Below are 12,068 nucleotides of genomic sequence, written 5' to 3'. Positions count from 1 at the left end.
TCCCCACTCAGTTAGTTCTCTCCGTGCCGGAGCAAAAGGGGCAAGCCTTCGCCTCTGCCAAACTGCTGTACTCGACTCATAGCCAAAACGAGGCGAAGCCTTCCCCCTTCATCGGATTTCCACGACCCCTGAATCCTTACGTCAGGGAATAGGGAACAGGGAAAAGTCTAAATTTTAAACCACCTTAATCGGCAATATTCAATGAATTCCAAAACTCTTGGAAGTCTTGTTCGGCGCGGCGATAATTGGCTTCTTTCTGACTTAAAACAGCTTGAGAAATTTCACCATATTGGTATTGTTCTTGGGCAAGTTCAAATTCGAGTTTAGCAATCTGATACGCTTGTTTTTTAAGCGTACCTTCTACAGAATCCACCCAATTGGGAAAGCCCAGGTGCTGCGTTTCCCAGTCGGTATGACCAATTTCCGCAATTTTGCTCCCGCCTAAAATGGGTTGGCTGGTTTCGGTTAACTGCCGAAAGCTGGACAGGGCGTTCTTAATTTGTTGAATTCGTTCTAGGGAATTTGAGAGAGAAAAGCGTTCGTTGAGGGTATCGTCAACGGGTTCATCGGGATGAATCGGAGAGAGGAATGGACTATCTTGAGATACATTTCCTTGTTTAGGCAGTTGGGCGACTGATATTTCGTCCGCCAAATCACCCATACTAAAAAAGCCCCAACCCCTTGCTGTGACAGTATCGTTATTATGGTTAATTAACCGGACTTGATATGAACCTGTCCACCAGAACCCTGCACTAGCAACGGGAATGAGTAATAACCCGCCAATGACGGCGAAACGTATAGACTGGTTTTGGCTAAATTTCATACAAATCGGCTGGTCAAATACCCAGCTTGTAAAGCTATGTCTTGATTATTCGACGAGAGTAAGATGACTTCCGGTTCCTTTGGAATTGGGGAACAGGTAATTGGGGGTTGGGGATTGGGCGAAGCATTCGCGTTGAAATGTTGGCAGAAAACCGATAGATTTGGGCGCGAATGCTTCGCCCCTACGAATTTACCCCTGTACCCCTGTACCCCTGCACCCCAGCACCCTTATCTTCCCTCTTGCCAACGGGGGTTGATAATCTCCGTTAACCCTTCTCCCAATAACGATAAGCCAATAACCATGGATGTCATCGCTAAACCGGGGAATAAAGCTGTCCACCAAATGCCTGTGGGTAAAGCATCCAGCGCTTGACGCAAATCATGTCCCCATTCTGGAGTTTCTTCCGGTAGTCCCAGTCCCAAGAATCCCAGTCCACCTAAGATTAAAATAGCGTCGGCGGCGTTGAGGGTAAATAAAACCGGGACGCTTTGAATTACATTGAGAAATAGGTAACGGGAGAGAACCCGCCTAGGGGAAGCACCCATGGCTTGCGCGGCTTCGATAAATAATTCAGTTTTGACGCTGGCGGTATGGTTACGGACAACGCGATAATATTGGGGAACGTAAGAAATACTCAGTGCGATCGCGGCATTGAAAACGCCTCGCCCCACGACAAAGGCTAGGGTAATGGATAGCAGCAATCCGGGCAAGGTATAGATCGTATCCATCAAAAACAGCAACACCCGATCTAATCTGCCGCCTAGATATCCACTAACTAACCCCAAAGGAACACCAATGATTAAACTCAAGCTGGTTGCCAGAATCACCACCTTTAACGCCGCTTGGGAACCAAATACGGTGCGGGAGAAGACATCATAACCTTGGCGTGTAGTACCGAACCAATGTTCGCTACCAGGGGGTTCGTGGATGGGGTTGATCAGGGATGCGGTGGGATCTTGTAGCCATCCCCATGCTTGAAAGGCAGGAGCGAAAATAGCGATGAGGATAAAAACAGAGGTAATCACCACTCCCACCGCCATGAGTTTCATTGACAGGCTGGCATATTGGCTAAAACGTAAAAGATGAGGCAATCGCAGTCGCGTCAGGGTCATTGGTAAGGTTTCCTCGCCAAAAAATCTAATAAAATTGTCTGGTGAGGTTGCCCCAGGGGACGCACCTGACCCGCTATTTCCGAATAAGCCTGACCTGTCTTAATGTCTTCGGGCGTCAATAAACCCAGATCCCAGCCTTCTTGTAATACCAATTGATTCAATTCCACCGTTAAAGGGGCATGGAATATATGACGAATAACGTGGGAATCATTATAGCAATCAAACTTTGCCAATTGGGGAGGAGTATAGGAAATTTCTTCGAGTAATTCTCGGCGCATCGCCACCTCTGGAGTTTCTCCTGGCTCAATATGACCGCCAAAAAATCCCCAGCACCCCGGATAAAGAATGCCAGGGATGTCGTTCCTAAGCTGCATGAGAAACCGTCCCGAACGGTAGAGAATCGCGATCGCGACTTCAATAGATTGGCTCTTCATTCTTACCAATAACAAATAACGAATGACAAAATTATTCAGCCTTCCGCTCGAGCTGTTCTGTTTCCTGAAGATAGACTTCACCCATTTCCTGTCCACCAATGGGAATACTTTGAAATTGTATCTGTCCCCCAATTAAAAGCTGGTCACCCACATTGGGAAGTTCTTGATTGCTCACGACCCAAATTTTACCCGTGGTATCCTGAAGTTGATAAGCCCCGGAGTTTAAAAAAGGGGCTTGGGCGATGACTTGACCTTGAAGATAAAGCACCGTATTGGCATTCTGAGCAGATTGGATCTCACCAATCGCTGTGAGATCTACGGTATGAGCGTTACCCATACCATTCGGAGTACCCAGCAGGGGGACATTGCTACAACTCACCAGTCCTCCCCCAAACAGTAAAACGCACATTGGCAGGAGATAAAACATAGTTGACCTTTGGCGGATTGGAATTGACGAGCAAAGACGTGAGCGATGGTCGTTTTGAGCAGACATTGCCGTAACTGTTCCCCACGCTAAACGGTTTACATCCCGGTTATAGCTTAGATAGTTGAGAATTGAATACTGAGCAGTGGCACCACTGCCCGTACAATAATCAAAGTCCTTAGATGTCTGTTAACCTGCCCGTCAACTACCCCGCCTATAGTCTAGCTATAGACGAAGCTTGAAAAAGTTTATGTTGACCAGCCTAGGTTCTCACAGAACTACGTTATGTCCAAGTGTTAAAGTTCCTACCAGGGAATGCGTAGCTAGTTCCCTGCTCTAGAACCCCACCATTAAACAGGTCATAGGGAAAAGCCAGTGTGGTGGAGAAAGTACCGAGACATAACTTTGGCGAAGCTAACGTTACTCCGTGCGGGGAAGACGCCCAAAAACCATTGGGCAATTGGGTAGAAACTGCACCTCTTTCTACCCACCACTTTTGAATCAGTTCACTTACTTAGGAGGCGTGGCTTTCGTCTTCGTCCATGCTTATTGGTATGGCAGAGAGAGGTATCCAGCCGCGAAATATTATTCAACAACCCTAACCTAGCTATCGCTGCTCTGTTAGGGATTGCTAGAGACAAATCTGGCAACGTAAGCGTTGAATATCCGCATCGAGTCTAAACCTGGTACAGACTTCCGGATACTTCCCTAGTCCGGATCACTCTAAGACTTTTTGTCAAGTCGCCGTAGAGACGCCCAGCCGGGGCGTCTGTACAGGACATCTTGGTTTAGATGCGGGAAGGGACTAAACACTTTCACTCGTGAGGTTTATCACCATGTTACGAGTACCAGTTTTATCAAAGTCGGGTAAGCCTTTAATGCCCACCAAGCCTAGCCGCACTAGACGTTGGCTAAAGGAGGGTAAAGCCAAGGTGGTACATAACGACTTAGAATGCTTTGCCATTCAGTTAACCTTTGACGCACAAGAGAATGTTCAACCTATAGCCGTGGGTATAGATCCTGGCAAGCATTATTCCGGAATCGGGGTTCAGTCGGGTTCCTTTACCCTTTGGATGGGGCATTTAGTCTTACCGTTTAAGACAGTTAAAGAACGGATGGAGTTGCGGCGCGTCATGCGTCGAGCTAGACGCGGTAGACGGATTAACCGGAAGCTACCTTACTCTGAACGATGCCACCGCCAAAAAAGGTTTGATAACCGCAAACAAAAAAAGCTACCCCCCTCTATTCGAGCCAACAAGCAGCTAGAGTTACGGGTACTCAAGGAGTTGTTTAAGCTGTTCCCCATTAGTGCCATTCACTATGAGTTAGTCATGGCTGATGTGGACAGAACCAGTGGTCGCAAGTCGGCTCGGTCTGGCGTTGGGTTCTCTCCAGTCATGATAGGACAAAGGCAAATGCTGACTTGGCTGTCTGAACTAGCCCCCGTCACGACTCACCAAGGATGGCAAAGGGATGGTCATGGAACTAGCCAGCTTAGACAGTGGCTAGGGTTAGCTAAGGATAAGAAAAACAAGGCTAATCAGACACCAGTAACCCATGCTGTTGATGGTGTTACCTTGGCGGCGTTTGAGTTCATCCGATGGCAGGAATGGCACTCAGACAATGCCAAGCATGGCGGATGGTGTGGCAATGTTCAGATCACACCTGCACCCTTTGCAATAGTCCGCAGACCGCCAATCAGCCGTAGACAGTTACACCTGTGTGTTCCGTCCAGGGGAGGCAAACGGCGCAAGTATGGCGGCACAGTTACCCGCCATGGGTTCAGAAAGGGCGATAAGGTTATAGCCGAAAAAGCCGGAAAAACTTACATCGGTTGGTGTTCTGGAGACACCAAAAAGCAGGTTTCAGTTAGCGATGTTAACTGGAAACGACTAGGACAATTTAGTGCTAAAAAAGTCCAGTTGTTGCAGCGAAGCACGGGGTTAATCGTCGTGCCTACAACTGGATTGTCAAACCTCGCCGCGTCGAGCGGTTCGGTTTGACCTCTATCCCTCTCCGGCTTGCTTCGCTGAAGCCGGAGTCTCACGAGGTAAAGCGATGAAATCTGTTTACCCTCAGTTACTGGATGGCAAAGCCCTGGCTCAACGTATTCAAGATCAGCTCAAAGCGGAAGTAGAACGGCTCAAATCAACCTATGGACGCCCACCTGGATTAGCGGTGCTAATGGTCGGCGATGACCAGGCTAGCGCTACCTACGTGCGGAATAAGGAACGCGCCTGTGCCAAAGTGGGAATTGCCTCCTTTGGGCAACATTTTCCGGCTGATGTCTCTCAAGCCGAGGTCGAGCAAGCCATTCACCGTCTCAATCAAGACCCAAACGTCGATGGTATCCTCCTGCAACTTCCTTTACCCGAAAATCTAAATAGCGTCTATTTACTGCATCAAATTAATCCTGATAAAGATGTCGATGGACTGCATCCCCTAAATCTAGGGCGTCTGCTGCGAGGTGAAACTGGACTGCGAAGCTGCACCCCAGCGGGAGTGATGCGCCTGTTGCGGGAGTACCAGATTGATGTGAAAGGGAAAAATGCTGTTGTCGTGGGGCGAAGTATTTTGGTCGGTAAACCCATCGCACTCATGTTACTCGAAGCGGATGCTACAGTAACCATCGCCCATTCGCGCACGCAAAATTTGGCTGAACTGACCCGTCAGGCGGATATCTTGATTGCTGCAGTCGGACGCCCTAATCTAATTACGGCGGATCAGGTTAAACCAAATGCCATTGTGATTGATGTGGGTATCAATCGCGTCACCGATACTCAGGGAAAATCCCGGTTGGTGGGTGATGTGGATTTTGATGCCATTCGGGATATGACCCAATTTATCACCCCGGTTCCTGGTGGCGTTGGACCGATGACGGTGACGATGTTATTGCAAAATACTGTTTTCAGCTATACCAGGGCTAACTCATAACGCCCCTAGGCTCGTAGAATTGTTAAGACAGTGAAAAGACGATTTAAGGAATGATGGCATGGTAGCAACAGATGGGCGACCTGCCCCCAATGGGGAACCCCCAGCCTTTGATTTATCAACCTATCTCAAAGAGCGGCAAGCTCTAGTTGAGGTTGCTTTAGACCGTTCTTTACCCCTAGGTTATCCGGAAAAGATTTATGAGGCAATGCGCTATTCTCTCTTAGCTGGGGGGAAACGACTACGTCCGATTCTTTGTCTGGCAACCTGTGAACTGATGGGTGGCACGATTGAAATGGCAATGCCAACCGCCTGCGCCCTGGAAATGCTCCACACGATGTCGTTAATCCATGATGACCTTCCCGCTATGGATAACGACGACTACCGTCGGGGTAAACTCACCAACCATAAGGTTTACGGTGAGGATATGGCGATTTTGGCTGGTGATGGTTTGCTGGCGTATGCCTTTGAATATGTTGCCGCTCAAACTCAGGGAGTTCCAGCCAAGCAGGTGTTGCAGGTAATTGCTCGTCTAGGTCAAACCGTAGGTGCGGCTGGATTGGTTGGGGGTCAAGTGGTTGACTTGGAATCCGAGGGAAAATCGGATATTCAAGAGGAAACCCTTCATTACATTCATACCCATAAAACCGGAGCGTTGCTGGAAAGCTGCGTCGTCTGTGGCGGAATTTTGGCGGGTGCAACCGATGCGGATATAGAACGCCTGTCTCGCTATGCTCAAAATATTGGTTTAGCGTTTCAAATTATTGATGATATCCTGGACATCACCGCAACTCAGGAGGAATTAGGCAAAACTGCTGGGAAAGACCTGCAAGCGCAGAAAGCAACCTATCCTAGCCTCTGGGGACTAGAGGCTTCTAAAGCTAAAGCTCAAGAGTTGATTGAAGAGGCTATTGCCCAACTTGAACCATTTGGTGAGCGTTCTCAACCCTTAATTGCTCTGGCTGATTTTATTACCGCACGAACTTATTAGTTTTTTGTCGGGGAATAAGGAATAAGGGAACAGGGAACAGGGAACAGGGAACAGGGAATTCAAGAGCAACTCCTTGTAATTTGTGACTGCTTAAACATCCGTTGATCAACAACCCATTTTAACTGAAACACGATGCAGGATTTTAGCAATATCCTAAACAACCAGGTACTACTGGTTGCGCTGATTGCTTGTTTAGTGGCTCAACTCCTGAAGCTACTGGTCGAGTTAACAAAAGATCGGAAATTTAATCTCCGCACTCTAGTGACGACTGGGGGGATGCCTAGCGCTCATTCAGCCCTAGTTACCGCCCTAGCTGCGGGTGTGGGACAAACAATAGGATGGGCATCTCCTGATTTTGCGATCGCGACGATTTTTGCAATCATTGTTATGTACGATGCCGCAGGGGTTCGACAAGCCGCAGGTAAGCAAGCTCGTATCCTTAATCAAATTATTGATGAGTTATTTCAAGAAGGCAAACAGTTTAATGAGGATCGCCTCAAGGAATTGCTGGGGCATACCCCGTTTCAAGTGATTGTGGGTTCAATCTTAGGTGTACTTATTTCTTGGTTAGCTGCCCCAGCTTATTGTTTTTAGGGGTGGGGTTTGACGAGAAACCTCGTTTATGATACAGAAGCTAAGGACGCGATCGGGTCAGGAATTGTATCCGATGGGGCTTGAAATTCTCCGGTTTTGACGAATTCTAAGCGCAGCTTTAACCAGGTAATAAATTTAGGGTTGGTTGAAATAATAGCGGCAGTAAGTTGAGGACATTCTTGTTTGACTTGCGCCATTTCTGGAGCCTCTAAAAATGCGGGTTGTTTGACCAGCCAAAAGTCAATCTCTTTTCCTTTATCTTGGTAGTCTTTTGTTCGTTCTCTAAGAACTTCTTCAAAGGGTTCTTCTTCAAGTAAGAAGCGTTGACTGGCGACTAGATAGTAATAGGTTTGCATGGTTTTAACTGGGTGATTGGGAACGTTTTGATTGTGTAGGGGTGGGTTTCACGACTATCATCTCTTTTTGACCCAGATGTAACTCGCGCCCGCCCCGATCAATTGATAGAGGTTTGACCCTTCACTTCGCTAGTTGGGCATGGTTTTAACCTCATCTTTTCTCAGCATGGCTTGTTTCATTTCCCGAACGGCTCGTTCTAATCCAACGAGTGAGGCTCGTGCGATAATGCTATGACCAATATTAAGTTCTTCCATCCCCGGTAAACAAGCTACTGGGTAGACATTCCAATAGGTTAAACCATGACCTGCATTCACACGCAACCCAGCCGCGATCGCATCTTGGCATCCTTTGGCTAAGAGTTCCAGTTGCGTTTGGCGACTGGCTTCGTCTTTGGCTTCTGCATACGATCCCGTATGCAGTTCGATAAACTTGGCGTTAATGGCTGCCGAGGCTTCGATCTGGGCAGGATCAGCATCGATAAATAGACTAACGGGAATTCCTGCCTCTTGCAACTGAGCCACTACTTCACCGAGACGGGATTTTTGACCCGCAATATCTAATCCTCCCTCAGTGGTGACTTCCTCCCGCCGTTCTGGAACTAGGGTAATATAGTCTGGTTTAATATCGAGTGCGATCGCGACCATTTCCTCTGTCGGTGCCATTTCCATATTTAAGTGAGTTCGCACCGTCTGACGCAAGAGTCGGATATCCCGATCTTGGATATGGCGTCGATCTTCCCGCAGGTGTGCCGTAATCCCATCAGCACCCGCTAATTCGGCTAACACCGCCGCCGCCACCGGATCGGGTTCTACTGTGCGCCGTGCTTGTCGAATGGTGGCGATGTGATCAATGTTGACGCCAAGGGTTAGCACTTACGTTTTTTCTCCTGAAACCGTTTTACTGTCAACCTTTGATTATATCTGAAAGTATCATAAAACTATCAAAACGATGCCCGCCCTAGTCTACTTATGCCTTCCCTATTTCCAAGGATGAATCCCTATCTAGAGCATCCAGAGTTTTGGAGTGATACATTTATACCCCCCCAACCCCTCCTTGCTAAGGGGGGGCTAAATATTTTGTTCTTGTCTCAAGTCCATAATTTTATGTCTAATAACTTCACACCCACTTGATAGGTTGCTCTGTACATCATCATTAGTAAATCGCAGAAAACTAATTCTAGTTGACTCGATAAACTGTTGTCTTTCTTTGTCGTATTCTGGTACTCCTGCTTGAAAATGACTATCTCCATCTACTTCGATTGCTAATTTAATTTCTGGACTGTAAAAATCAATGACAAACTGAGCAACACTGTACTGTCGCCGAAACTTACAGCCTTCTATCTGCTTCCCTTTTAGATGCGACCACAGACGTTTTTCTGCAGAAGTCATATTCTGGCGTAATACTTGTCGTTTTTCCTTCTCAGAGGTTCTGTTGTAAAGTTTAGTCATAGTTGATTGTGTCTGTTTTTTCAGTTCCCCTCTGAGCAAAGGTTTCTGTTTTTTCAGTTCCCCCCCTTAGCAAGGGGGGGCTAGGGGGGGTAAAAAGGTCTATTTTTCTAAACTACTCCCCAATGAACTTTGAATCAACCCACAGCCAAACCTGTATATTGCCTCACTAAAGGTTCATGAAACGCCAATCTGTTGGTAACAAGCTTGTTTTAGTGGCTAAACCCGCCCCTAGAATTGACTTATACAAGTTGTTTGTAACACCACAAATTTTTTCATCTGAAACACCGAACAATCCTCAACTACCCCAGCTAATGCTGGAGTGATTCCCTGAGTTAGCCTCGTTTGCGCCTTTAACGTGACAGGTTGATAATCTCGCAGCCAATCATGATGGGTCTTCCGTACTTAGTGTGCTAAACTACCAGTTTTAATATCTCAAAAGCAATCACCATAAAGACTGTAGCGCCTAAGATCCTCAAAAAAAATGAAATTCGGCGATAAATGGCTAAAGCTATTGCTGTCCAATATTTTAGCAACTCAAACTAACAATTTAGCACACCAACTACGGAAGACCCGGCATCTTTGCACCTAATCTGTCCCATAATTTTATTAAAATTAAACCATTCTCCACCTGAACGTGGCAAAAAAATCCTCAATTATTCAGAACGGCTGCAATTGGGACAAATGGCGATAACCCGATGATTTATTCTTTATCTTGCCTGACATTGAAGCGCTATCACAAAGGGAATCGCCTCTTTCAACGCACAAATAAATGTATCAATCTCCTCGCGGGTATTATAGAAATAGGGACTCACGCGAGCCGTGCAAGGAACCCCTAAAATCCGGTGCAAGGGTTGAGTACAATATTGACCCGCCCGAATCGCAATGCCCGTTTTATCCAACACTTGAGCTAACTGATAAGGGTTAATCGTTCCGCAGGTAAATGAGGCTAAAGCGGCTCTACCACTCCCATCAGCTTTTGGTTTAGGACCATAAATTGTCAGACTGGGAATGGTGTTTAATTGCTCAAACAAATAGGTAGTCAGTTCATGTTCATACGCCTCGATTTTGTCCATACCAATAGCGGTGAGATAATCCACGGCTGCACCCAGCGCGATCGCTTCGCCAGTGGCGGGAGTTCCGGCTTCAAAACGGTAGGGGATATCGGCGTAGGTGGCATGATCTAAAAAAACCTCGGTTATCATCTTCCCTCCCCCTAAAAATGGCGGCATTTCTCTGAGAACCTCTAATTTCCCATACAGGAAACCAATCCCTGTGGGAGCGCACATTTTGTGTCCCGACGCCGCTAACCAATCGCAATCAATGGCTTGTACGTCAAGTTTTAGGTGGGGTGTACTTTGACAAGCATCAATTAATACTTTTGCGCCATAGTGATGCGCCAGTGCGGTAATGTCTTGGATTGGGTTGATACATCCCAAGGTGTTAGAAACATGAACAATGGATACCAGTTTCGTTCGATTGGAGAGTAGAGTTTTAAACTGCTCTAAGTTAAATTCTTGGGTATCGGTCAATTCGACAAACTTTAACACAGCACCTGTGCGTTGGGCAATCTGTTGCCACGGGATCAGATTGCTGTGGTGTTCCATCACCGAGAGAATGATTTCATCTCCAGGCTGTAAGTTTTTTCCTCCCCAAGTGGATGCGACTATATTAATTCCTTCTGTGGCGTTGCGCGTATAGATGATTTCTTGGGCAGATGTGGCATTAATAAATGTGGCAATTTTTTGCCGCGCGTTTTCGTAGGCTTCGGTAGCGTTGGAACTTAGGGTATGAATGCCTCGGTGAGCATTGGCGTTAGTATGCTCATAGTAGTTCTGCCAAGTCTTAAGAACTTGTAAAGGTTTTTGGGAGGTTGAGGCATTATCGAGGTAAACTAAAGGTTTACCGTTAATTTTATCTTGCAAAATCGGGAAGTCAGCCCGAACTTTGGCGGCAAGCTGTTGTTCTGTTGTAAGTATCATAGGAATCCAGATTGAAAATTGTCTGTATATTGTTCTAGATCAATTTTCATCTTGAATGGCATGAAATCCAATAAAAAAAATGATAAATTAAGTATCATTTTCTCAGAATTGCCATTGGTGATTGAACAGAGAAGGATTTTCCCGTGACTTCAACCCCTCAATTCTACTGTCTCAGTTCAACAAGTGCATTCGTTTTTATCGTATCCCAGCTTATTTCTGACACTTGATAAACCTTTGAGTGTCCTGAGAACGTTTACTTTTCAAGGTTTCTGAGTTTTTCAGCAAGCCCTATTTAGCTTTTCATTCCATATCTTCTTGCTTCGCTTGCAAGTCATCTCTTGCTTGTGCATCCGAGATAGCCTGCTCTCGTAAAATGTCGGCATCCGTCTGATTATTAGCGGTATTGGTAGAAGCTTGGTTGGATTTTTCACCCGATGCATACGGCTGCTCAATATCGCCGGGTGTTTCTAAGTCAGTCGGTCTAGTATCGGAGGATTTAGGAGTTTTCATCAGTTCATCTCTAGCACTCAATGCCTATAGGCTATCCAGGGGAAGTTAGTTTCTCGTCTATCCTGAGAATGAGTAGTTAGCCTTGGGTTTAAACCCAAGGAACCCAAGCGAAAGTCAGCTTTAGCTGACTAGACCAAGAATAATGGCACTGACTTAAGCCTTTTGGAATCGCCGGAACTCTTGCTATACCGTAGGTTAGGCACTATATATCAGCTTTAAGTTAGTACCATTCGGATTAAAAGTTTTAGTCCACTTTAGTGGACTTGAGCTTTTAGCCCGGAGTTTGAACTCCGGGCGGGTGTCAGGGCTTTAAGTCAGTGACATTCATAAAAATCCTTCGTTGTGGGAAACCCTGTGTCTTTAGACCAGGGAGGAACACGCGGTAGCGGTTTAAGAAGCATACCCCTTTCGGGGTGGAGGGGTATGGTTGCCCCTCCGGTTTTCACCCATTTCTGGGGTAAAGTT

General features: G+C 46.5%; 14 protein-coding genes. 5 read left to right on the top strand and 9 right to left on the bottom strand.

What is annotated here, in order from left to right; translation table 11 throughout:
• Nucleotides 1–184 precede the first annotated feature (184 nt).
• The 4 genes from RID09_RS20870 to RID09_RS20855 form a co-directional block, all read right to left on the bottom strand.
• Nucleotides 185–823, bottom strand: coding sequence for a hypothetical protein (locus tag RID09_RS20870; RefSeq protein ID WP_446337839.1), 639 nt, complete (start codon nucleotides 821–823; stop codon nucleotides 185–187).
• Nucleotides 824–1,050: 227 nt separating this feature from the next.
• Nucleotides 1,051–1,935 (bottom strand): ABC transporter permease, encoded by an 885-nt coding sequence (locus RID09_RS20865; RefSeq protein ID WP_446337838.1) that lies wholly within the window; start codon nucleotides 1,933–1,935, stop codon nucleotides 1,051–1,053.
• Nucleotides 1,932–2,369 (bottom strand): NUDIX hydrolase, encoded by a 438-nt coding sequence (locus tag RID09_RS20860; RefSeq protein ID WP_446337837.1) that lies wholly within the window; start codon nucleotides 2,367–2,369, stop codon nucleotides 1,932–1,934. The genes RID09_RS20865 and RID09_RS20860 overlap by 4 nt, the downstream gene beginning before the upstream one ends.
• Nucleotides 2,370–2,400: 31 nt before the next feature.
• Nucleotides 2,401–2,796 carry a hypothetical protein gene (locus tag RID09_RS20855; RefSeq protein WP_446337836.1) on the bottom strand — a complete coding sequence of 132 codons (396 nt, stop codon included), beginning with the start codon at nucleotides 2,794–2,796 and terminating at the stop codon, nucleotides 2,401–2,403.
• Between the two features lie 833 nt (nucleotides 2,797–3,629).
• Between RID09_RS20855 and RID09_RS20850 the strand changes: the two genes are divergently transcribed.
• From RID09_RS20850 to RID09_RS20835, 4 genes are all read left to right on the top strand, one after another.
• Nucleotides 3,630–4,796, top strand: a complete 1,167-nt coding sequence (locus tag RID09_RS20850) for an RRXRR domain-containing protein (RefSeq protein ID WP_446337835.1) — start codon at nucleotides 3,630–3,632, stop codon at nucleotides 4,794–4,796.
• A 55-nt stretch (nucleotides 4,797–4,851) separates the two neighbouring features.
• Entirely contained in the window at nucleotides 4,852–5,727 is an 876-nt protein-coding gene (gene folD / locus RID09_RS20845) for a bifunctional methylenetetrahydrofolate dehydrogenase/methenyltetrahydrofolate cyclohydrolase FolD (RefSeq protein WP_446337834.1), read from the top strand.
• A 58-nt stretch (nucleotides 5,728–5,785) separates the two neighbouring features.
• Complete coding sequence (crtE, locus tag RID09_RS20840; protein WP_446337833.1) at nucleotides 5,786–6,715, top strand: geranylgeranyl diphosphate synthase CrtE; 930 nt, start codon at nucleotides 5,786–5,788, stop codon at nucleotides 6,713–6,715.
• 132 nt (nucleotides 6,716–6,847) lie between these two features.
• Nucleotides 6,848–7,309, top strand: a complete 462-nt coding sequence (locus tag RID09_RS20835; RefSeq protein WP_446337832.1) for a divergent PAP2 family protein — start codon at nucleotides 6,848–6,850, stop codon at nucleotides 7,307–7,309.
• A 26-nt stretch (nucleotides 7,310–7,335) separates the two neighbouring features.
• Here RID09_RS20835 and RID09_RS20830 read toward each other — a convergent pair whose 3' ends face one another.
• Nucleotides 7,336–7,665: an MgPME-cyclase complex family protein gene (locus RID09_RS20830; protein WP_446337831.1), complete on the bottom strand. Its 330-nt coding sequence runs from the start codon at nucleotides 7,663–7,665 to the stop codon at nucleotides 7,336–7,338.
• A 129-nt stretch (nucleotides 7,666–7,794) separates the two neighbouring features.
• Entirely contained in the window at nucleotides 7,795–8,538 is a 744-nt protein-coding gene (locus RID09_RS20825) for a pyridoxine 5'-phosphate synthase (protein ID WP_446337830.1), read from the bottom strand.
• 96 nt (nucleotides 8,539–8,634) lie between these two features.
• On the opposite strand from RID09_RS20825, the gene RID09_RS20820 reads away from it, so the two are divergent.
• On the top strand, nucleotides 8,635–8,796 hold the full coding sequence (locus tag RID09_RS20820; RefSeq protein ID WP_446337829.1) for a DUF4058 family protein: 162 nt from the start codon (nucleotides 8,635–8,637) through the stop codon (nucleotides 8,794–8,796).
• Here the strand turns inward: RID09_RS20820 and RID09_RS20815 are convergent.
• The 3 genes from RID09_RS20815 to RID09_RS20805 form a co-directional block, all read right to left on the bottom strand.
• The gene (locus RID09_RS20815; RefSeq protein WP_446337828.1) at nucleotides 8,734–9,114 is read right to left on the bottom strand and encodes an endonuclease domain-containing protein; all 381 of its coding nucleotides are present in this window, start codon (nucleotides 9,112–9,114) and stop codon (nucleotides 8,734–8,736) included. The genes RID09_RS20820 and RID09_RS20815 overlap by 63 nt on opposite strands.
• 707 nt (nucleotides 9,115–9,821) lie before the next feature.
• Nucleotides 9,822–11,093 (bottom strand): SufS family cysteine desulfurase, encoded by a 1,272-nt coding sequence (locus RID09_RS20810; protein ID WP_446337827.1) that lies wholly within the window; start codon nucleotides 11,091–11,093, stop codon nucleotides 9,822–9,824.
• Nucleotides 11,094–11,393: 300 nt separating this feature from the next.
• Complete coding sequence (locus RID09_RS20805; protein ID WP_446337826.1) at nucleotides 11,394–11,624, bottom strand: hypothetical protein; 231 nt, start codon at nucleotides 11,622–11,624, stop codon at nucleotides 11,394–11,396.
• Between the last annotated feature and the right edge of the window lie 444 nt (nucleotides 11,625–12,068).

Origin of the sequence: Coleofasciculus sp. G1-WW12-02, assembly GCF_040219735.1 — a bacterium.
Lineage (GTDB): Bacteria > Cyanobacteriota > Cyanobacteriia > Cyanobacteriales > Coleofasciculaceae > Coleofasciculus.
The sequence above is the reverse complement of the archived record's forward strand: the minus strand, read 5'-3'. Positions and strand labels throughout refer to the sequence as shown.

Excerpts from the sequence above, each read along its gene's own strand:
- RID09_RS20870 (WP_446337839.1), bottom strand. The coding sequence starts at position 823 with ATGAAATTTAGCCAAAACCAGTCTATACGTTTCGCCGTCATTGGCGGG.
- RID09_RS20810 (WP_446337827.1), bottom strand. The coding sequence starts at position 11,093 with ATGATACTTACAACAGAACAACAGCTTGCCGCCAAAGTTCGGGCTGAC.
- RID09_RS20865 (WP_446337838.1), bottom strand. The coding sequence starts at position 1,935 with ATGACCCTGACGCGACTGCGATTGCCTCATCTTTTACGTTTTAGCCAA.
- RID09_RS20835 (WP_446337832.1), top strand. The coding sequence starts at position 6,848 with ATGCAGGATTTTAGCAATATCCTAAACAACCAGGTACTACTGGTTGCG.
- RID09_RS20850 (WP_446337835.1), top strand. The coding sequence starts at position 3,630 with ATGTTACGAGTACCAGTTTTATCAAAGTCGGGTAAGCCTTTAATGCCC.
- folD (WP_446337834.1), top strand. The coding sequence starts at position 4,852 with ATGAAATCTGTTTACCCTCAGTTACTGGATGGCAAAGCCCTGGCTCAA.
- RID09_RS20855 (WP_446337836.1), bottom strand. The coding sequence starts at position 2,796 with ATGTTTTATCTCCTGCCAATGTGCGTTTTACTGTTTGGGGGAGGACTG.
- RID09_RS20815 (WP_446337828.1), bottom strand. The coding sequence starts at position 9,114 with ATGACTAAACTTTACAACAGAACCTCTGAGAAGGAAAAACGACAAGTA.
- RID09_RS20830 (WP_446337831.1), bottom strand. The coding sequence starts at position 7,665 with ATGCAAACCTATTACTATCTAGTCGCCAGTCAACGCTTCTTACTTGAA.
- RID09_RS20820 (WP_446337829.1), top strand. The coding sequence starts at position 8,635 with ATGCCTTCCCTATTTCCAAGGATGAATCCCTATCTAGAGCATCCAGAG.
- RID09_RS20860 (WP_446337837.1), bottom strand. The coding sequence starts at position 2,369 with ATGAAGAGCCAATCTATTGAAGTCGCGATCGCGATTCTCTACCGTTCG.
- crtE (WP_446337833.1), top strand. The coding sequence starts at position 5,786 with ATGGTAGCAACAGATGGGCGACCTGCCCCCAATGGGGAACCCCCAGCC.